We start from the raw sequence: 19,746 nt of genomic DNA on the forward strand, positions 1-19,746 counted from the left end.
CGGCTTCGCGGGACTCCGGTGGTGAACCCGCGGAGCGGAATGCGGGAATCCGGGCGCCTTGTCCCCGCCGCGGCTCGGCGCATGTGCGCAGCGCGATAGAGCGGGTACGTCCGCCAGGCCGCCGGGCGCGGCCCCGCCCCTCACCGCGGGGTGAGGAGCGCGGCGGCATCCCAGATCGGCGCCGCCGCCGAGAAAGCGGGCCGCGCCCAGCCGCCGATGGATACGCGGTGGCCGTTTTTCGGCTCCGGCGGCCGGTCTGGAGCGGAATCTGGAATCGGAATGCTAGGCCGGCTGGTACGTCAGGCATTCCACTATGTCGGCCTGGGCGCCGACCTGTATTTCCGGAGCCTGGCACTCGAGGTTGACGTTGTGCTGGCATTCGGACATCTTGCATGCGCCCACGTGGCCCACGGCGGAAGGATCGCCGCCGGCGACCGGGGCGCTGTAGAAGGTGTCGCATTGCGCGTGCTGCGGATCGCCGATGGTGATGGCGAGCGCGTGGCAGGTTTGCGCCTGGTTGTAGGCGCAGCTCTCGGCCGTACACCTGGTGACGGCAGGCATGTCCATGGTAGGTCCCCCCGTTGATCGCGTCCGCTCTTTGGGGGCCGGTTCCCGAGGAAATCCGGGAATTAACCCAAACCAATCCGAAAAAATTCTCAACCCCCGCGGGTGCGGGGTTCCGGTATCCGAATTCTTCGCCCCGCCCCTCGAAAATTAGATAAGGCTAACCTCTGGCGGCCCGTTTTCGCTTCGCGGTTTTCGGGTGGTTCCCCGGGGGTTTGCCGGCGGCTGTGCGCGGTGAGTGGACGGGGCACAGGCTGGCCGGACAAGGACGCGCGATGGAGCTGCATCTCGCAGGTGTACCGTTCAACTCCTCCGGAACCCCGGGCGGCGTGGCGATGGCGCCGGCGGCGCTGCGCGAGGCCGGTCTGGCGGAGGCGCTGGGCCGATCGTCCACCGTCCACGACGCCGGCGACGTCGGGGTGGGAACACCCGAGCCGCGAAGGAGCCCGCGCTCCGGGCTGCTCAACGAAGCCGCCCTGGTGGAGATGACCGCCAACGTGCGCCGCGAGGCCGCCCTCGCCCACTCCCACGGGCGGAGGCCGTTCCTGGTGGGCGGGGACTGCCCGATACTGCTGGGCGGTCTCGCCGCCGCCCGTGACGCGCGGGCGTCGCCCGTCGGCCTCCTATTCATCGACGGCCATGAGGACGCCTGGCCGCCGAAGGCGTCGACCACCGGCGAGGGGGCCGACGCAGAGCTCGGGATCGCGCTCGCCGACCCGAACGACGAGGCCTACCAGGGGCTGCCGGACCGGCTGGCGGCGATGCTCCCGCTGCTGGATCCCGCGGCGGTGGTGGTCCTCGGCCCGCGCGACGCGGCCGAGCTCGCGCAGGCCGGCGTGCCCCGGCTCCCCGAATCGCATCCGGACCTGTGGCTGCGCACCGCCGACGATCTCGCCGCTCCGGACAGCGGAGGCCGCGCACCGGACCTGGTGGCCGCTGTCACTGCCGCCACCGACCGGATCCGGCGGAACGCGCCGGCGTGGTGGCTGCACACCGACCTCGACGTTCTCTCCACGGAAGCGCTGCCCGCCGTCGACTACCCCCAGGAGGGCGGGCTGAGCTGGGAACAACTGACCATCCTCACCAAGGCCGCGCTCTCGACCCCCGGATGCGCCGGATGGTCCATCACCATCTACAACCCCGAGCTCGACCCGGACGGCCAGGGCGCCCGCCGCATCGTGCGCTACGCCGCGGAGGCTCTGGCCTCACGCCCTGGGTGAGGTGGACCCGGCTCATACAGCCCGTAGCGCGCAGTCAGCGCCGTCCCGTACGGGCCCCTCGTCGCCGACGACATCGGCGCCATGGCCGCGTCCTACGAGGAGTCCGGGGCGGTGTCGTCGATGTCGTGACGGCGCGCTCTCCAGATCCGGTAGAGCATGTGGCCTTGCCACGCCCGCCATGGACACGAAGAGCCCGGCGCTGATGGCGGCGAATACTCACGCCTCGCGTCCGATCGCCGATGCGCCGCTCCTCGCCATGGCCACCATGACACAGGCAGGGGAGATCAGATGTTTCCATCGGAGCCTGTTCTCGTTGCGGGGCTCCAGGGGCTTCACCTGCGCTTTCAGCTGCCACAAGTGGGGGCCGGTGCCGGTGCGGGTGCGCGGTCCACCTCCCTGATGGCGACATTGACGGCATGGTTACCTCTTACAGGCGGTTCTTCCCCCTCAGCCGGGTACGGTCCCCACCCGCAAGCGCTGGATGACGGACGGTCCAGCGATCAAGGGGGAGCATCCGGCCCGGGCCGCTGCGGCGCACCGGCACCGCCACCGGCGGATCCGGAGTGAGCGACCCGACGAAGAGATCTTGGCGGCGAGGCCGTCCACGCGTTCCCCCGGGGAGACCCCGAAGAGGGAGATGGGCGGCGCCGTCGGCGCCAAGGTGGCGGGGGCTTCTCCGGCCGTGAGGAGCGCGTGCCACCACCGGAAGGAGGGAATCGGGCGCCCGGACACGGTGCCCCGGTGTCCGGCGGTGGGAGGAGGCCGCCGTCTACCACGCTCGGCGTCCCAGGAACACCAGCAGCCGGGTCTGCTCGTCGGCGCCCTCCGGAGGCGTGAGCGCCGGTCCGCATACGCCGTCGCGGCGCAGGCCGTCACCGAAGCGGGAGGTCTGCTCCGCCGCCCAGCGGACATCGGCCGGGTCCAGCCGCTCGTCGAGTCCGGTCGCCCGCGCCAGGTCCCAGCGGTGCACGACCAGGTCGAAGCAGAGGAAGGCATCAACGGCATCGGCGAACCGGGTCCGGCCCCACAGTCCGTCGAACTCCGCGCCGGCGCGGACCGGGTCGTCCAGGTCGGCCTGGACGACCTTGCGCGCGGCGTCCCAGGCCGCCGCCGGGTCGTCGGCCACCGGCGGTACCGGACCGAGTTCCCGGCCGACCAGCCCCAGGAACATGCCCTGGGTCTCGATGACATGCCGCACCACGTCCCGGGCGGTCCAGCCCTCGCACGGCGACGCGCTCTCCCAGCGGTCGGCGGGCACGGCGGCGATCGCCGCCGCGAAGCCGTCCCCGAGCCGTGCGTAGCGTTCGGAGATCTCGGTCATCGTGCTCTCCCTTACCAGTCCGCGCATGATCGCCTTGCGCTGCCATCCTGGCCCGATCGGCGGCCGGCGTCTTGAAGAAACGCGACACCACCCCTGGTTAGGCTGCTGGGGTGGTGAGAGGAGCACACGAGGACGCCCGGGGCATCATCGCCCCCGACGCCGGACTGGTCCGGTTCCGGCTGGACCGGTACGCGCCCTCGGAGCAGGTCGCCCGCTTCGTGGACCGGTACTGGCTGGCGAGCTGGGACCTGAGTGAGCCCTACACCCAGCGCGTGTTCGCCCACCCGGTGGTCAATGTCGTCTTCACCGCCGAGGAAGCCGCGGTCCACGGCGTCGCGACCCGGGTGAGCGGCAGACGGCTGGCGGGCCGGGGGTGGGCGCTCGGGGTCATGTTCCGCCCGGCGGGTTTCCGTCCGCTGCTGGACCGCCCCATGGCCACGATCCGGGATGCCGCGCTCGACCTGGCCGGGGTGTTCGGCCCGGCCTCAGCGGACATCGCCGCCGCGGTCAGGCAATCGGCGACCGCCGAGGACAGGGCGGCCGCGGTCGACGGCTTCCTGACCGGACGCCTACCCGAGCCGCACCACCCCGCCGAGGACACGGCCGCGCTGGTCGAACGCGTCGCCGCCGATCCCGCCATCGCCCGGGTGGAGGCGCTGGCGGCGGAGGAGGGCGTCAGTGTGCGCCGACTCCAGCGGCGGTTCGCCGACCACGTCGGCGTGAGCCCGAAAGCCGTCATCCGCCGCTACCGCCTCTACGAGGCGGCCGAACGGGTCCGGCACGGCGCCCGGGTGGACTGGGCGGGACTGGCCGGAGACCTGGGCTACAGCGACCAGCCCCACCTGACCCGCGACTTCACCGCGGTGATCGGCCTGCCGCCACAGCGCTACACCCTGGAGTGCGCCGCACGCAGCAGGCCATGACATCCGTGCCGGCGCGGTTCGCCGCGCCGCACGCCTTCCCCGGCAGCGGCGAGCAGGATCATTCGTAGCGCCGCGGAGTGTTCGCCGAAAACACGGATACCCGGCGGTCGTGGCTGGGATTCCTGAGCTGCTCGCTCGCCACGACCTACCCCTGTGGGCCACTGGGGCCCGATGAGTTCGATCGGCTACGTCAGTCTCCCTAGTGACGAGCACCATGTTTGGAGGCCCAGAGATGAGGATGAGAGACCTGATCGTCACCGAGAACAGCACGCTCGATGGCGTCATCGACGCGACGGGGAATTGGTTCAGCGCGGCCGACGATGCGGAAGCCGATCAGTCCGACGTCGTGGCGGCGCTCCGTGAGCAGAGTGAGGCGGCCGATGCCGTCGTCTTCGGATGGGTGACGTTCGAGGAGATGCGCGGCTACTGGCCGAAGCAGACCGACGACACGACGGGTGTCGCCCACTACCTCAACAGGGTGGCGAAGTACGTCTTCTCCAGCACCATGCGCGACCCGGAGTGGGAGCACACCACCGTGCTGCGGGGTGCGCTCAGGGACGAGATCCGGGCGCTGAAGTCCAAACCGGGCAAGGACATCGTCACGACCGGCAGCATCACCCTGGTCCACGGTCTCATCGCCGCCGGGCTGGTCGACGAATATCGGCTGTTCGTGTATCCGGTCGTGCTCGGGCGCGGCGAGCGGTTGTTCGCCGACGCGACCGAGATCCCAACGCTGCGGCTCGTGGAGACCCGACCGTTCCGGTCCGGCATCGTGCTCCTGCGCTATCGGCCGACGTAACAACTAAGGGTGATGTTCTCGCTTCCGATAGTCGGTGGTGCTCCGTGTGTGGCACGGCGAACCGCGTCACGGGCCGCACACGACGAAGGCCAGGCCCCCGGAATCCTCCGGCTGAACTGGCCTTTTGCCTGCTGGAGCGGATGACGGGAATCGAACCCGCGTTATCAGCCTAGGAAGGCAAGGCCGCTGGTCGTCGTCTATCAGTGGTCACGCTGACCTGCGCGGATTCGGCCGTCTGTCGCTAGTTCCCCGTGGTCCCCGTGAGGCGCGGCCACAACGGGCACGGGTCCGAATCCTTATCAGCTTGACCAGGGACCACCGTAGACGCCTGCCGTGCTGGGATCGGAGTTCAGTGAAGGCCGTCGCGATCGGGCTGTGTCAGGCGGCGTTGCTGTCACTGCTGCTGTCAGTCTCCCCATCCTGATCGGCCAACAGACGGCAGGAGGCGGCCCGCCACAGCGGCGGGATTACGCGCGTTCAGCGTAGCGGTGTGCCCCCGCAACCGTGAACGGTATGTTGCCATGCTCCGGTCCAGGAATGCCGAAGGGGTCTAAAGAACACGGCCTGGTCTAGCCGCGGATGGGCAAGTATGCCAGATGGGCCGGGTATTTCTGCCCTAGTTCCGGCACGGCGCGAGGCGTAGCGTCGCTCCACAAAGGGGGGCGCTGGGGGGCGCTGCCCCGTCCGCAGATCACTCGGAGGTGGGCCAATGTCCGCCGTCAACCGGGCACGATGGCAGGCCGCCGTCCTCGTCATCACCCCCGTGGCTTTGCTGCTCAGCTTCATCTACCACCCCTACCTCCCTGGAACGCCGCCGGACTCCGCGGCGCTCGCCGCGGCGGTGGCGGCCAACCCGACCCGCTGGGGTCTGGCGCACATCGCGGTGGTGGGCGTGGCCGCTCTCGTGATTCTCGCCTTCCTCGCGATCCGGGCGTACCTCCGCGACGCGGGTGATGACCGCTGGAGCCTGTGGGCGTTCCCGCTCATCGTCGTCAGCGCCGCGCTGATGGCGTTCCAGCCGGGGCTGGAGTTCGCTCCCCTGGCGGCGGCGGAGACCGGCGGAGACGTCCAGGCGATGCAGGAAACGCTGATGCCGTGGCTCATCTTCTCGCATGTGGCGCGTTCGGTCTTGTTCCTGCTCGGCTCGGTCGGGTTCGCTGTTGGTATCGTCCGGAGCCGCGTACTGAACCCGGGGATGGCCAGGGTGGTCGTGGCCGCACTGGTCATTTCAGCCGTTGCGTTGGCGATCCTGTCGTTCTCGGCGTTCTACGTGGGCAGCGTCGCGGCGATCGTCGCCCTGTGGCCGCTGGCCTATGCGGTGCTGGGGCATCCGAGGCCGCACGCTGCGGGACTTCGGCCGGCGGCTCCCACGGCCTGACCTCGTGCACAATCCCCCTGACGGGGCGGGGGATTTGGCGCGGAACCCTCGCCACAAGGGTCGGGGTTGGTCGTCTCCGTCCATGGGAAGGGACGGTTCGTTCGGGGCGGGGAACCGTCCGAACGTTAGCCTTGGACATGTGGGACATGTTCTGTGGGCGTGGGATCTCGCGCGAAGCCTCCTCGAAGAACCGTTGCCCCGGCGGTGGGCACACACGCAAGGCGTGGCCGAGCAGGCCGAATCCCTGAAAGATGTTCTCGACGCGGATGCCGACCTGGTGGTGGCCTCGGCCTGGCTGCATGACATCGGGTACGCGCCCAACCTGGCCGAAACCGGTTTTCACCCGTTGGACGGTGCCCGTTACCTGCGGTCGGTGGAACAGGCGGATGAGCACTTGTGCTCGCTGGTTGCCCACCACTCCGGCGCGGTCGTGGAGGCCGACGAACGCGGCATGTTCGACGATCTCACCGGTGAGTTCGTGTTGCCGCGCGTCGACCTGTTGGACGTGCTGACCTACTGCGACATGACGACCGGTCCTGACGGGTCTCACCTGTCGGCAGAGCGGCGCATCTCCGAGATCTTGGATCGCTACGGTCCGGACGACCTCGTGCACCGGGCGATCACCCGTCTGAAGCCGGATCTGCTCGGGACCGTGCGCTCGGTGGAGGCACGCATCGGCGACGGCGGTTGACGTCCGGGGACGTGTTCGCTCATCCGATGTAGGGGGTTGTGCGCTCCTCCAGGAAGTGCGTGATCCGTATCTTCATCGAGCGGTCCATGCGGTAGCGGTCGAGGTCGGTTTTGGGTACCCAGCGGACCTCTCGGGGCTCGTCGCTGGTGGAGGGGGAACCGGAGACGGGGCGTGCCGTGAGCACCATGGAGAACTCCTGGCGGGCCTCGCCGTCGCTGGTGTAGTAGATGATGTGGCGGGGGTCGCTGTAGATGCCGGATATCCCGGTGATCTCGCAGGTGATGCCGCTTTCCTCCCGGGTCTCACGTACCGCCGCGTCCGGGACGGATTCGCCGAGGTCGATCGCGCCGCCGGGTACGGCCCAGTTGTCGTTGTCGGTGCGCCGGATCAGTAGCACCTCGTCGTTCTCGTTGACCACGATGACGTTCACCGAGGGGACGAGGCTGTTGGCCGGCGGGGCCTGGGGTCGTCGTAGTAGTCGATCCGCCTACCCATGTTCTTCTCTCATTGCAGTGGTCGGGCGTGGTTCCAGACGCGCTCGAAGCTGTCGAGGTAGGTGGTGACCATGCTGCCTCCGGCGATCTTGCGCAGGTGCAGGACCGGGGCGTTGGCGGCGGTGCTTCCGGTACGGGGTGCGCGCAAGGCTGATCCAGCGTTCGACACTCTTGGTGTCCACGCCGATTTCCTCGGCGAGTTCAGCGGGTGTTATTCCGCGCTCCAGCAGTGCGGCGCGCAGCCTCTCGTTCGGCATCTGCCCCGCGTTCGCAGGACGTCTAAGGACGCGCTTACATTATCGGGGGTCTCGAACAGGTCCAGCGAGTGGTCTCCTCTCTGCTCGGAGGAGGTTTGAGCGAGATCGCCGCGTGCCCAGGACGACGGCGACGACCCGCTCACCGTGGGGGCTCCCACCTGAGAATCTGGCACGAATCAGGCACGCGGGCCGCTCCGGACCCCGAAACGACGAAGGCCAGGTTCCCGATTTCCTCGGGCTGACCTGGCCTTTCACTCTTTGGAGCGGATGACGGGAATCGAACCCGCGTTATCAGCTTGGGAAGCTGAAGTTCTACCATTGAACTACATCCGCGTTGTGGCGTTCAGTGTTCCCGACCGCCGACGCTGGCTATCGTACCCGAAGCGCGGGCTTGGGCGGTAACGGTTAGCGGGTGCGCCGGGGATCGGCGATTGGATGGCGCCACCAGGTAGGTTCTGGAGCGTGCTGCTCTCCGATCGCGACATCAGATCCGAAATCGAGCACGGGCGGGTCAAGATCGACCCCTATGATCCGAAGCTCGTCCAGCCGTCGAGCGTCGACGTCCGGCTCGACAGGTACTTCCGGGTGTTCGAGAACCACAAGTACCCGCACATCGACCCTTCGGTGGAGCAGCCGGACCTGACCCGGCTCGTCGAAGGGGATGAGGACGAGCCGTTCATACTGCACCCCGGCGAGTTCGTGCTCGCCTCCACCTACGAGATCGTCACGCTGCCCGACGACCTCGCCAGCAGGCTTGAGGGCAAGAGCTCGCTCGGGCGGCTCGGGCTGCTCACCCACTCCACGGCGGGGTTCATCGACCCCGGGTTCTCCGGGCACGTCACCCTGGAGTTGTCCAATGTGGCGACCCTGCCGATGAAGCTGTACCCGGGGATGCGGATCGGGCAGTTGTGCATGTTCCGGCTCACCACGCCGGCCGAGTTCCCTTACGGATCCGCCCGGTACGGGTCGCGGTACCAGGGGCAGCGGGGGCCGACACCGTCGCGTTCGTACCTGAGCTTCAGCCGCGACAGGGTCTGACCCGCCGCTGGCGCCACCGCGTGGCCGGGTTCCCTAGTAGCGCGGGATCCCGTAGCCGTACCCTCCTTCGCCGTAGCCTCCGCTGACGGCCCGGGGGTGGGAGCGTTTGGGTAGGGCGTAGGCGGCGACGAGCCCGCCGACGAACCCGAACAGGTGGGCCTGCCACGAGATGCCCTCCTGCTGCGGCAGCACACCCCAGATCATCGTCCCGTAGAAGATGACGACGCAGATCATGATGACGATGTCGATGGTCTTGCGCTCGATGATCCCGCGGAGAACGGTGTAGCCGAAGTAGCCGAAGATCAGCCCGCTCGCTCCGACGGTGAGCGTCCCCGGGGCGGAGAACAGCCACACGCCGACCCCGCTGACGAGCATCACGATGATCGTGGTCCAGACGAAGCGGTTCAGTCCGCTGAGCGCCACGAGGCCGCCGAGGACCAGTAGAGGCACCGAGTTGCTGAGGAGGTGCGCGAAGTCGCCGTGCATGAAGGGCGCGGTCGCGATGGTCCAGGGTCCCTCGGTGTCCCAGGCGCGCAGGCCGAACGTGTGGTCCAATGCCCCCTGGGCGGCGGTGTCGAGGATCTCGAACACCCACATCGCCGCGGTCATGACGGCGACGGTTATGAGAGCTGCCAACCGAGACTGCGTCACTCTTCTGACTGTATGCCAGACATATCTCCGCCGCCCGGACTGTCGCGGGCGCGGGTACCGCGTGCTCTGAGGAGGTGCGGAGCGGGCTACTCGTGTCGTAACCGCGTGAGCTGCCGCGTTCTTCGGATCGGGCGTCGAGCCGCCCGTCCGGCGGGTGTGGGGTAAATCACATTCGTTTCGGTGGGGGCGCGGCCGCGGGAGTGGCGCGCGCGGGGCAGTGGCCGGGGCCCGTCTCAGTCGCGTCTGGTGCCCGAGGTCAGGGAGCGGTCCCGGGGCGGGATGCCCACTGTGCTCATGAACTCGTCCACCCGGGCCGGTGATGTCAGGCCGGTGAGGGGAAGGTAGGGGCGGCTCGCGCGGCGGCCCTCGGTCGAGGGGAAGTGGCACGGGCGGCCGGTCGCGTCGCACAGCCCCAGGGAGCGGGTGCGGCCGGGAAGTACGTAGTACGAGCCGAGCTCGGTGAACGGGATCCGGACGATGTACTTCCCCCGCCTGTACCGGAACTCGCCGTCGTCCACTTCGAGGACCGGGGACTTGAGCCGAACGCCGTGCCAGAGCAGTGCGGCTCCGGCGGCGACCAGGAGGGAGCCGAACGTGAGGCCGGCCCAGTGCGCGGGAAAGAGTGCGAGAACAGCGCCCCCTAGAAGTGCGAGTGTGATCCCGACCGAGATCTCCCCACGCTTGCGGCCCATGGGGCAGTTCAGCCGGACTGAATCGGACACAGCACGCCTCTCAATCTGGGAGCACGGAACGGATACGGCTACCGCCGAAGGCACCATATCGGCTAGAAGGCCGCGCGGAGGGCGGATCCGGTCATGAGTCGGCCCGGAAAGCCGATCGTTGTAGAAAGCGGCACCGCCCGCCGCGCGGGCGGTGCCGCCGCCGGGCACACGGGAGGACCGAAGGGGCGAACGGTCTACGCGAGTCCCGGCGCGGTGCTCAAACGTTCCACCGATCCCCGGGCCTTGCCGTGATGCACGTGGCGATGTACTCGGCTTCCTGATGGCCGGCGCACAATGCAACGCCTTCGATGCGGGGCTCTACGCATGAGGCTACCGCGCAACACCGCTCGCCCAGCGCCGTCCGGAACTCGCGGAGATGCGAAGTGCAGTGCGGGACCCCAGGATCGGTGAGCTCGATGCAGTCGCCCACCGCGCAGGCCTGGGACCCGTTCAGCCATCGGGACAACCGGACCCACCACGGCGGCGAAGGCCCGTCGCCGGGAGAGGGGAAGGCGGTCGCGGCACCCATGGCTTCAACGTGCGCTCCGGCGAGCCCTGAGGGCAATGGTTCTGGCCGGTGGCGGCCGAACTTCTCTAGAGAGGTTTTTTCGCAGGTCAGAAGGGCAAAAGCGGGGAGGTGGCGGTGCCCGGGGACAACGCGGGGCGCGGCGGCGGAATCACTGTTCCGGGGCGGCGGGAACCGGGGTTCCCGGCGGACCGCAGGAGCACGCCCGCGGTGGCGTTCGAAACGCCGGGTTCCGGCGCTTCCGGCCGGAGAACGGGTGCCGCCTCGTCCGGGGCGGGCGAGGGACGTGCGACCCATGTTAGCGGCTGCGCATGGGGATCGGCGAGCGATCGGTTGGGGCGCAAGTGGGGAGGGCCACCGCTGCCCCGCCGTGCCGCCTACAGCCAGCGACCGAGCGCGGGGAGGGGAGCGGCCTCCTCCGCGGGCCGCACACCGCCGGCGCCGCGGCCGGTGAGCCAGGACGCCAGGTCGGCCGCCCGTCCGGTCACAGCGACCGCGGGCCGGTCGCCGGTCTCGACCGGCCACTCGCGGTCGCGGTCCTCCGGGCGCAGCACGAGCGCGGGTCCCTGGCCGCGGCGTGTCCATTCGCCCGTGACATCGGAGATGAGCGCGTCGAGCAGGTCGGGCGGGAAGTCGCCGAAAGCGGCACCGTTGTCCAGGTCGACCGCGTGCACCCATACTTCGCGGCAGCGCATCCAGGGGATCACGCGAGCCGGGACGGTGCGCCCCTGGGCCGTGGTGACCTCGGCCCCCCATCGGTCGTCGGGAAGCGAGCGCAGATCGCCGGAGAGCTCCGAGGCGCTGTCCCGGACGAACGCGCGCAGCTCCCGGGATCCCAGCGCGGCCCCCTGCTCGATCTCCTCCGTCCGGGCCTCGGGGCCGGCGTACATGGGCGTCCTCTCACCGGTGCGCGCCCAGTGCGCGAGCCGGCCCAGGGCATGCGCGTTCGCCCCGATATGGGCGAGGAGGTGGCGGCGGGTCCAGCCCGGCAGCCGGGTGGGGCCGTCCAGCTCCGCGTCGCCGAGCGCCGTTACGCGTTCGAAGAGCAGCGAGGTGCCCGCCTCCATCCAGCCCAGCGTGGTCCGCGGGACCGTATCGGTGCCGGTCATCGTTGGCCGCTTTCCGCCCGGGCGACGTTGGCCAGTTCACCGATCCCCTCGATGCGGGTGAGGAGCTTCGCGCCCTCCTCCAGGTAGCGCGGGGGCGTGCGGGCGTGCCCGACGCCGCCGGGCGTCCCGGTGGCGATGACGTCGCCGGGGCGCAGGGTGAGGATGCCGGACACATAGGCCACCAGGTCGGCCGGCCCGAAGACGAGTTCCGAGGTCTCGCCCCGCTGGACGACCTCGCCGTCCAGAGTGCAGGTGACAGTGAGGCTCGCGTCGCCCAGCTCGTCCGGGGTGACCAGCACCGGGCCGAACGGGGACGTGGCCTCGAACGTCTTGCCCTGGAGCCACTGCCGTGTGCGGTACTGGTAGTCGCGCGCGGTGACGTCGTTCAGGATCGAGTAGCCGGCGATCGCCGCCCGGGCCCGGTCCGCGTCGGCGTGGCGCACGGTGGCGCCGATCACGACCGCCAGCTCCGCCTCCCAGTCGACGGCGCCGGAGGCGGCGGGCAGCACGATGTCGTCGTGCGCGCCGACGAGCGCCTCGGGGTACTTGGCGAAGAGAGTGGGGTACGGGGGGAGCTCACGGCCCATCTCCAGGATGTGGTTGCGGTAGTTCAGGCCCACACACAGGATCTTGCCGGGGCGCGGCACGAGCGGCGCGTAGCCGGCCTCGGCGATCGCGTGCCGTGCTCCGCCGGCCGCGGCGCGCTCGCTCCACGCCGGATCGGACAGCAGTGCCCCGACATCGGGGGCGTCCAGTTCGACAGCGGTGCCGTCGTCCTCGACGCGGACCGCGGCGGTCCGGTCGCGCAGGCGCAGCGTAGCGAGTTTCACGCGGGCTCCTCCTCAATGGCCGTGCGGGCCTGGTGCAGTGCTTCGAAGACGGGGGTGTCGCTGAAGCGGAACAGGTCGAACCCGGACTCGGCCCGGAGCCGCATCGCCGTCCATGAGGGGACGGCCACGAGGTCGCCGCGGCCCACCCGGTGTTCGACGCCGTCGAGGACGATCGCGCCGTCGCCGTCGAACACCTGGAAGACCGAGGAACCGACCTCGCGGCGGGTCGCGGTCTCGGCGCCCGGGCGCAGCCGATGGAACTCGGCGCGGATCGTGGGCATCACGTCGCCGCCGGTCGTGGGGTTCGTGTAGCGCACCGCCGCGTGCCCGGGGCCGACCGTCCCGGGGTGGCCCTCCTCCTCCAGCGCGAGTTGCTCGGCCAGCGCCCGGTCGGTGTGCTCCCACCGGTAGGCTGCGATCGGCGAGTTGGCCCGGCGCTCCAGCGCGGAGACGGGGCGCAGCCCGGGGTGCGCCCACAGCCGCTCCGAGCGGGACAGGTCGGGGGTGCTGCGGTCCGTCACCTCATCGGGGCCGAACTCGAAGAAGGCGGAGTCGGTGTGGTGCACGAAGGGGATGTCCAGCCCGTCGAGCCAGGCCATCGCTGTGTCGGTGGTGTTGTGGTGGCCGTGGAAGTGCCAGCCCGGTGTGAGCAGGAAGTCGCCGCGCCGCATCGCGACGGGGTCGCCGTCGACCACCGTCCACACGCCTTCCCCCTCCACGACGAACCGGAAGGCGTTCTGGGAGTGCCGGTGCTCCGGCGCGACCTCCCTGGGGCCGAGGTACTGGATCGCCGCCCACAGCGTGGGGGTGGCGTAGGGGCGCCCGCCGAGCCCCGGATTGGCCAGGGCGATCGCACGGCGTTCCCCGCCCCGTCCCACCGGCACGAGACTGCCGGCGCGCTGCGCCAGTGTGTAGAGCCTCTTCCACTCCCAGACGTGCGCCCGCGCCTCCGGTGTGGGGTGTTCGGGCATGAGGCCGTCCAGTTGGGTCCAGAGCGGCATGAGGTTCTCCGCGCCGAAGTCGGCGTAGAGCCGGTCCAGCGCGACCTGCTCCTCCGGTGTCGGCTCCGGAACGGATGGTTCGGCGGGGTTCACCGGGCTTCCTCCTGACTCCACGGGCGGCGTGGACGTTCGTGTGCGCCCAACGCTAAGGAGGGGATTCTGCGATGAGCAATAACATTCTGCTATGAAGAACAAGCCCGCCTACTCGCTCGGCTCCGTCGACAACGCGCTGCTCCTGCTGCACCTGCTCCGGGACCAGGGGCGGCTCAGGGTGAGCGAGGCCGCGCGTGAGCTGGGCATCGCCCGCTCCACCGCACACCGCCTGCTCGCGATGCTCGTCTACCGGGACTTCGCCGTGCAGGACGACAACCACGACTACCTGCCCGGCCCATCACTGGCCGGTGGAGGAGCGGGCAACGGCGCCGCGCGTGAGCTCCGCCGGACGCTGCTGCCGCACATGGAGACGCTTTGCGAGCAGGTGGGCGAGACGGTCAACCTCTCGGTGCGGACGGGAACGCGGGTGCGTTTCATCGCCAGCGTCGAGTCGGCGCGGCTGCTGCACGTCGGCGACCGCACCGGGACGCTGCTGCCCGCTCACCTGACCTCCGGCGGCAAGGTCCTGCTCGCCGAGCTCGGCGAGCGGCGGCTCCGAGACCTCTACCGGATCGGCGGCGGGGACGTGCCCGCTGATACCCCGGATGGGGAGGCGCTGTCACGAGAGGAGTGGGACCGGCTGCTGCGCGAGCTGGAGGGGGTCCGCTCCCGTGGATACAGCCTCAACAACGAGCAGACCGAGCAGGGGGTCTGCGCGGTGGGCGCCTGCGTGCGCGATGGCGAGGGGGAGGCCGTCGCCGGTCTGTCGATCGCGGTGCCCTCGGCCCGTTTCGCCCCTGACCTGGCCGAGGGGTTCGCGCGGCGGCTGCACCGGACGGCCCGGCAGGCCGGTCGCGAGCTGGGAGGGGCGGCAGGCCCGCCCCGGTGATTTCGCACTGCTGTGCGGGGCGTGCGTGGGCGCGGTCCCTCTGAGGAGCAGGGCGGAGAAGGCGCCGTGGGAACGGGAAGTCCCTGCTCAGAGTTATTTCTACATAGAGGAATTTGCTATCAAATCTATTGCTCCATGTGAAATTAGCGCGTAGCTTTCCAGCATCCGTGATTTCGGCCACGTTATCCGGTCCGACCGGGCCAGATGCGGTGAAGGAGCATGTATGACCCCTCGGGACGCCTCTCCCCGCCGGTCCGCCACGCCTGCTCGCCGGCCGGCCGAACGTTGAGCACCGAGAGGACGGCGCCGGCGGTCCCGCCTGTGCGAGAGGAGGCCGCACCGGCCCCCCTGCCGCGGCGCGCCGAGACCGGGAGCCCGGCGCGCGGCGCCGGGACCGGTACCAGGCGGCGTCCCCGCGACCTGGGCACCAAGCTCGCGGGGGTCGCCGTTGTCCTCATCGCCCTGGACGTGTGCTCCCGCACGGGCGTCCTGCCGCGCGTGTGGTTCCCGCCCGTCAGCGAGATGTACGCGGAGATCGGCCGGCTGGCGCTGGGATGGCCGCTGTGGCAGGAGATCGGGCGCACTCTCAGCGGCTGGGCGATCGGCATGGGCCTGGCGGCGCTGTGCGCGGTCCCGCTCGGGGTCCTGCTGGGGACGAGTCGGATCGCCTTCGAGATGGCGAAGGCGGTCATCGAGTTCTTCCGCCCGGTGCCCTCGGTCGCGCTGATCCCCCTGGCGGTCCTGGTCTACGGCACGGGCCTGGAGATGAAGGTGTTCCTCATCGCCTTCGCCACCTTCTGGCCCCTCCTGCTGCAGACCATCTACGGCGTCCAGGACGTCGATCCCGTTGTACGCGATACGGCCCGCTGCTACGGCCTGCCTCCACTGGCTCGCTTCACCCGGATGACGCTGCCGAGCGCGGCCCCTTACATCGCCACCGGCCTGCGGATCGCCTCGGCGATCGCGCTGGTCCTCGCGGTCACCGCCGAACTGGTGGTCGGCGCGCCCGGACTGGGGCAGGCCATCGTCGTCGCGCAGTCCAGCGGAGCCACGACGCTGATGTACGCGCTGATCATCGTCACCGGCCTGCTGGGGTGGGCGCTGAACTCGGCGTTCCAGGCCGCGGAGAAGCGGCTGCTCCGGTGGCACCCATCGCAGCGTGGGGAGGACGGAAGATGACACGGCGACCGGGGCTCCTCCTGCTGCAGACCGTCGTCCCCGCGGGGATCCTCATCGGCTACGGGCTGTGGTCCCACCGGGCCGGGAACTTCTACTTCCCGCCGCTCGGCGAGATCCTGGCCTACTTCTCCGACCTCTGGCTGTTCGACCGCGTGGGCAGCGACCTGGTGCCGAGCCTGGCCCGGATGCTGGCCGGCTACGGGCTCTCGATCGCGCTGGGCGTGGCCGCCGGGGTGGCGCTCGGGTTGTCGCGGGTGCTGCGCACCGCGGCCGAGCCCATCGTGGAGTTCCTGCGCGCGCTCCCCGCGCCCGCGCTGATCCCGTTCGCCCTGCTGCTGCTCGGCGCCGGCGACGGCTCCAAGGTGTTCGTCATCGTCCTGGGCGCGGTCTGGCCGATCCTGCTCAACACCATCGACGGCGTCCGGAGCGTGGAACCGCAGCAGCTCGACATGGCGCGCTCCTACCAGATCCCCCTGCCGGCGCGGATCCTGCGCGTCATCCTGCCCGCCGCGAGCCCGCGGATCTTCGCGGGCATGCGCACGAGCCTGGCCATCGCGCTCATCCTGATGGTGGTCTCGGAGATGGTCGCGAGCAGCAACGGGCTCGGCTACTTCGTGCTGCAGTCGCAGCGCGCCTTCGCCATCCCGGAGATGTGGACCGGGATCGTGCTGCTCGGCATTCTCGGCTTCCTGCTGAACTGGATCTTCCTCCGGATCGAGGACCGGGTCCTGTTCTGGCACCGCGGCGCCAAGGGGCTCCTTCCCGAGGGGCCGGCCCCCGGACCGGCAAGGCCGCCGGCCAGGGCTCCCCCGCCGCGCCGAAACCGTCACACCCGGAGGTCACCGGTGCTTGAGGTATCCCGTCTGTACAAGGTCTTCGGTTCCGATCCCGGTGCGGGTCCGGCCGTCGCCGACCTCAGCTTCACGGTCGCCGACCGCGAGTTCGTCTGCATCCTCGGCTCGTCGGGGTGCGGCAAGACGACCATGCTGCGCTGCCTTTCGGGGCTCGAACCGGCGACGAGCGGCGAGGTCCTGCTGCGCGGCACCCCGGTCGCGGGCCCGCCCAAGGATATGGCGTTCGTCTTCCAGGACTACAGCCGCTCCCTTCTGCCGTGGATGACCGTGCGGCGCAACGTCGCGTTCCCACTGCGCTACAAGGGCGTCGGCAAAACGGAGGCCAGGGCCGCGACAGAGGAGGCGCTGGAGGCCGTGGGGCTCGCCGGCCGCGGCGGGCAGTACCCGTGGCAGCTCTCCGGTGGGATGCAGCAGCGGGTGGCGATCGCGCGGGCGCTGGCCTACAAGCCGCGCGTCCTGCTCATGGACGAGCCCTTCGCCTCGGTGGACGCGCAGACGCGGGCCGGGCTGGAGGACCTGCTGCTCGATGTGTGGCGCCGCTACGAGATCACCGTGCTGTTCGTGACGCACGACATCGACGAGGCCGTCTACCTCGCGGACCGGGTCCTGGTCCTGCGGCCGCCGGCCAGCGTCCGGCTGGCCGTGGACGTGGACCTGCCGCGTCCCCGAGACCAGGTGGAGACCAAGCGGCTCCCCGAGTTCGGCCGGCTCCGTTCCGAGCTGTACGCCGCCCTGGACGCCGGACGCGCCCCGGCGCGGACCTGACCGGCGCCCCCCCTTGCCCAAGGATTCGCTCCGGCACCGCGGCCGGAGTGCCGAACGCTCGAACCCGACTGGGGAGACCGATGACGACTCACGCGAAGAGATGGCCCGTCGCCGCTGCCGCCTTGGCGACACTGCTCGGCACGGCCTGCACCGACTACGGCGGGGACCTCTCCGGCGAAGGCGGCGGCGCGGGCGGGGAGGACACGATCACCGTCTCGGAGACGGCCGGAACCCCCGCAGCCTTCCTCAAGTACGGCGTCCAGGAGGGGTACTTCGAGGCCGAGGGGCTGGACCTGCAGATCGAGGCGTCCGGCGGCGGCGCGACGGTGATCCCCGCCCTCATCAGCGGTGACATCGACATCGCCGGGTCCAACCTGGTCTCCGCCATGATCGCGATGGGCGAGGACATGCCCCTCCGGATGGTGGCCGCGGGAACGAGCACCTCCGAGGAGTCGGAGGACGACTTCTCCTCCCTCATGGTGCCCGAGGACAGCCCGATCGAGGACGTCGAGGACATCGAGGGCGCCCGGATCGGGGTCAACTCGCTGCAGAACATCAACGACGTGGTCATCTACTCGGCGCTGGCCGAGCACGACATCGAGCCGGGCGGCGTCGAGCTCGTCGAGATCCCCTTCCCGGACATGGTGCCCTCCGTTGAGCGCGGTGACGTGGACGCGGGCCTCCTCATCGAGCCCTTCGCCACGATGGGCAGGTCGGAGGGGCTGCGGGACCTGATGCGCCCGTACACCGAACTCCAGCCGAACCTGCAGATCGGCACGTTCCTCATGACCGAGGAGCTCGTCGGCGAGGACCCGGAGTTGGTGTCGGCGTTCCAGGCCGGCGTGCAGGCCACGGCCGACTCCATCCACGAGGATCCCGACTCCTTCCGGGAGGCCCTGCCCGAGATCACCGACCTCGACCCCGACGTGGCCGGGGAGGTCAACCTCCCCGACTGGCAGGGGCGGAGCGACCGCGAATCGATCGAGCTCATCCACGAGTCGATGCTCGAGTACGACCTCACCGACGGCGCCCCCGACTTCGACGAGGTCCTCCTCTACTAGGTCCTGTTCTTTCGAAGCCGCGGCGAGCCGCGAAGCGGCCGACGTGTGACTTCGGGTGGCCGATCGTGCGAATCCACCGGGGTCAGCTCGTGTGCGCGGGGCGGCGGGGACGTGCGGTGTAGGCGACGACGGGCAGGACCGCCAGGGCCAGGACGCCTCCGGCGATGGACAGCACCGTATAGCTTCCGGCGGCCACCACCAGGCCCGAGGCCAGGCCCCCGCCCGCTCCGGCCAGGGCGACCGCCACGTCCACCAGCCCCTGGGTCTTGGCGCGGGTGGCCAGCGGGACGGCGTCGGTGACGATCGCGGTGCCGGCGACCAGACCGAAGCTCCACCCCAGGCCCAGTAGGCCCAGGGCAAGGGCGAGCAGTGCCACCGAGTGCGGCGGGACGAAGGCGGCCAGCAGTCCGGCGGCCAACAGGGTGAGGCCGGAGGCGGCGGCGACCCGAAGGCGGCCGAAGCGGTCGGCCAGGAAGCCGCCGATCGGGGAGGGCAGGTACATCGAGGCGATGTGGACCGCGATGACGATCCCGGTCGCGCTCACAGGATGGCCGTGGTGGGCCATGTGGATGGGGGTCATGGTCATGATCGCGACCATGACGATCTGGGCCGTGACCATGACCGCCGCCCCCGTCAGCAGGTAGCGCGGACCGCCGGAGGACCCGGCCTGTGCGGGGCCCTCCGGCGCGGCCGGGGTTTCTTGGTCGTCGGCCAGAGCGCGGGCGGAGTTCAGCGGGTCGGGGCGCAGCAGCAGCCACAGCACCGCTGCGGCGGCAGCGTAGGCGACCGCGGCGAGGATGAACGGGCCGGCCAATGGTGGAATGCCCCAGGCCTCGGCCAGAGTGCCCGTCAGGGTGACGAGGTTGGGGCCCGCCACAGCGCCCAGGGTGGTGGCCACCAGCACGGTGCTCACCGCCTGTCCCCGTCGCCGGGGCGCGGCCAGGTCGGCCCCGGCGTAGCGGGCCTGCAGGTTGGTGGCGGTACCGGCGCCGTAGACGAACAGTGAGGCGAACAGCAGCATCGCGTTGTCGGTAACGGCCGCGGTGACCACGCCCAGGGCCCCCAGCGCCCCGGTGGTATACCCGCCGGCCAGCCCGGGGCGGCGTCCCCCGCGCTGGGAGGCGCGTCCGATCACGACGGCGGCGGCGGCCGAGCCGATGGTGAACAGGGCGCTGGGGAGACCGGCCAGACCGGTGGCACCGAGCATGTCCTGGGCGAGCAGGGCACCCACGGTGACGCCGGCGGCCAGCCCGGCGCCGCTGAGGATCTGGGCGGCGACCAGGACCGCGAGGATGCGTCTTTGCGCGGAGCGGGCGGTCTCGGCGATGCTGGCGCTCACGGCGGGCCTTTCGTTCGGTGGGGCTTTCAGGCGGTGACGGTG

Annotated in this window: 19 protein-coding genes, 1 tRNA gene and 1 pseudogene; 10 read left to right on the top strand and 11 right to left on the bottom strand. The window is 70.4% G+C overall.

Annotation, left to right across the window (positions count from 1 at the left end; genetic code table 11):
- Nucleotides 1-282: 282 nt before the first annotated feature.
- Complete coding sequence (locus VS93_RS12105) at nt 283-567, bottom strand: DUF1540 domain-containing protein (RefSeq protein WP_046470057.1); 285 nt, start codon at nt 565-567, stop codon at nt 283-285.
- 272 nt (nt 568-839) lie between these two features.
- On the opposite strand from VS93_RS12105, the gene VS93_RS12110 reads away from it, so the two are divergent.
- Complete coding sequence (locus VS93_RS12110; RefSeq protein ID WP_046470058.1) at nt 840-1,784, top strand: arginase family protein; 945 nt, start codon at nt 840-842, stop codon at nt 1,782-1,784.
- Between the two features lie 769 nt (nt 1,785-2,553).
- Here VS93_RS12110 and VS93_RS12115 read toward each other — a convergent pair.
- Nucleotides 2,554-3,105 (bottom strand): TIGR03086 family metal-binding protein, encoded by a 552-nt coding sequence (locus VS93_RS12115; RefSeq protein ID WP_046470059.1) that lies wholly within the window; start codon nt 3,103-3,105, stop codon nt 2,554-2,556.
- Nucleotides 3,106-3,215: 110 nt separating this feature from the next.
- On the opposite strand from VS93_RS12115, the gene VS93_RS12120 reads away from it, so the two are divergent.
- The 4 genes from VS93_RS12120 (at nt 3,216) to VS93_RS12135 (ending at nt 6,896) form a co-directional block, all read left to right on the top strand.
- Nucleotides 3,216-4,028, top strand: coding sequence for a helix-turn-helix domain-containing protein (locus tag VS93_RS12120; RefSeq protein ID WP_236700501.1), 813 nt, complete (start codon nt 3,216-3,218; stop codon nt 4,026-4,028).
- 232 nt (nt 4,029-4,260) lie between these two features.
- Nucleotides 4,261-4,827 (top strand): dihydrofolate reductase family protein, encoded by a 567-nt coding sequence (locus VS93_RS12125; protein WP_236700502.1) that lies wholly within the window; start codon nt 4,261-4,263, stop codon nt 4,825-4,827.
- Between the two features lie 709 nt (nt 4,828-5,536).
- The gene (locus tag VS93_RS12130; RefSeq protein WP_046470100.1) at nt 5,537-6,205 is read left to right on the top strand and encodes a hypothetical protein; all 669 of its coding nucleotides are present in this window, start codon (nt 5,537-5,539) and stop codon (nt 6,203-6,205) included.
- Nucleotides 6,206-6,344: 139 nt separating this feature from the next.
- Nucleotides 6,345-6,896 carry an HD domain-containing protein gene (locus VS93_RS12135; protein WP_338022729.1) on the top strand — a complete coding sequence of 184 codons (552 nt, stop codon included), beginning with the start codon at nt 6,345-6,347 and terminating at the stop codon, nt 6,894-6,896.
- Between the two features lie 19 nt (nt 6,897-6,915).
- On the opposite strand, the pseudogene VS93_RS12140 reads toward VS93_RS12135, so the two are convergent.
- The 3 genes and pseudogenes from VS93_RS12140 to VS93_RS12150 form a co-directional block, all read right to left on the bottom strand.
- Nucleotides 6,916-7,391, bottom strand: a pseudogene (locus VS93_RS12140) (NUDIX hydrolase).
- Nucleotides 7,392-7,400: 9 nt separating this feature from the next.
- Nucleotides 7,401-7,538, bottom strand: coding sequence for a hypothetical protein (locus tag VS93_RS29120; protein ID WP_156184800.1), 138 nt, complete (start codon nt 7,536-7,538; stop codon nt 7,401-7,403).
- Nucleotides 7,539-7,906: 368 nt separating this feature from the next.
- Nucleotides 7,907-7,980 (bottom strand) — tRNA-Gly (locus VS93_RS12150).
- A 129-nt stretch (nt 7,981-8,109) separates the two neighbouring features.
- Between VS93_RS12150 and dcd the strand changes: the two genes are divergently transcribed.
- The gene (gene dcd, locus VS93_RS12155; RefSeq protein WP_046470060.1) at nt 8,110-8,685 is read left to right on the top strand and encodes a dCTP deaminase; all 576 of its coding nucleotides are present in this window, start codon (nt 8,110-8,112) and stop codon (nt 8,683-8,685) included.
- A gap of 33 nt (nt 8,686-8,718) precedes the next feature.
- Here dcd and VS93_RS12160 read toward each other — a convergent pair whose 3' ends face one another.
- The 5 genes from VS93_RS12160 to VS93_RS12180 all read right to left on the bottom strand — a co-directional run bounded on the left by VS93_RS12160 (nt 8,719) and on the right by VS93_RS12180 (nt 13,617).
- On the bottom strand, nt 8,719-9,336 hold the full coding sequence (locus tag VS93_RS12160; RefSeq protein WP_046470061.1) for a rhomboid family intramembrane serine protease: 618 nt from the start codon (nt 9,334-9,336) through the stop codon (nt 8,719-8,721).
- A 233-nt stretch (nt 9,337-9,569) separates the two neighbouring features.
- The gene (locus VS93_RS12165; RefSeq protein WP_046470062.1) at nt 9,570-10,028 is read right to left on the bottom strand and encodes a hypothetical protein; all 459 of its coding nucleotides are present in this window, start codon (nt 10,026-10,028) and stop codon (nt 9,570-9,572) included.
- A gap of 933 nt (nt 10,029-10,961) precedes the next feature.
- Nucleotides 10,962-11,693, bottom strand: coding sequence for a maleylpyruvate isomerase family mycothiol-dependent enzyme (locus VS93_RS12170; protein WP_052745709.1), 732 nt, complete (start codon nt 11,691-11,693; stop codon nt 10,962-10,964).
- Nucleotides 11,690-12,523 (bottom strand): fumarylacetoacetate hydrolase family protein, encoded by an 834-nt coding sequence (locus tag VS93_RS12175; RefSeq protein ID WP_046470063.1) that lies wholly within the window; start codon nt 12,521-12,523, stop codon nt 11,690-11,692. The genes VS93_RS12170 and VS93_RS12175 overlap by 4 nt, the downstream gene beginning before the upstream one ends.
- Nucleotides 12,520-13,617 carry a cupin domain-containing protein gene (locus tag VS93_RS12180; RefSeq protein ID WP_236700504.1) on the bottom strand — a complete coding sequence of 366 codons (1,098 nt, stop codon included), beginning with the start codon at nt 13,615-13,617 and terminating at the stop codon, nt 12,520-12,522. Before VS93_RS12180 ends, VS93_RS12175 begins: the two co-directional genes overlap by 4 nt.
- Before the next feature lie 91 nt (nt 13,618-13,708).
- Between VS93_RS12180 and VS93_RS12185 the strand changes: the two genes are divergently transcribed.
- The 4 genes from VS93_RS12185 (at nt 13,709) to VS93_RS12205 (ending at nt 18,365) form a co-directional block, all read left to right on the top strand.
- On the top strand, nt 13,709-14,506 hold the full coding sequence (locus VS93_RS12185; protein WP_046470065.1) for an IclR family transcriptional regulator: 798 nt from the start codon (nt 13,709-13,711) through the stop codon (nt 14,504-14,506).
- 321 nt (nt 14,507-14,827) lie between these two features.
- Nucleotides 14,828-15,685 (top strand): ABC transporter permease, encoded by an 858-nt coding sequence (locus VS93_RS12190; protein WP_201776619.1) that lies wholly within the window; start codon nt 14,828-14,830, stop codon nt 15,683-15,685.
- Entirely contained in the window at nt 15,682-17,304 is a 1,623-nt protein-coding gene (locus VS93_RS32965) for an ATP-binding cassette domain-containing protein (protein ID WP_338022727.1), read from the top strand. The genes VS93_RS12190 and VS93_RS32965 overlap by 4 nt, the downstream gene beginning before the upstream one ends.
- An 80-nt stretch (nt 17,305-17,384) precedes the next feature.
- Nucleotides 17,385-18,365, top strand: coding sequence for an ABC transporter substrate-binding protein (locus VS93_RS12205; RefSeq protein ID WP_046470066.1), 981 nt, complete (start codon nt 17,385-17,387; stop codon nt 18,363-18,365).
- A gap of 82 nt (nt 18,366-18,447) precedes the next feature.
- Here the strand turns inward: VS93_RS12205 and VS93_RS12210 are convergent, their stop codons facing one another.
- The gene (locus VS93_RS12210) at nt 18,448-19,704 is read right to left on the bottom strand and encodes an MFS transporter (RefSeq protein ID WP_236700505.1); all 1,257 of its coding nucleotides are present in this window, start codon (nt 19,702-19,704) and stop codon (nt 18,448-18,450) included.
- Nucleotides 19,705-19,746 lie beyond the last annotated feature (42 nt).

This window comes from Allosalinactinospora lopnorensis (assembly GCF_000981225.1).
GTDB classification, from domain to species: domain Bacteria; phylum Actinomycetota; class Actinomycetes; order Streptosporangiales; family Streptosporangiaceae; genus Allosalinactinospora; species Allosalinactinospora lopnorensis.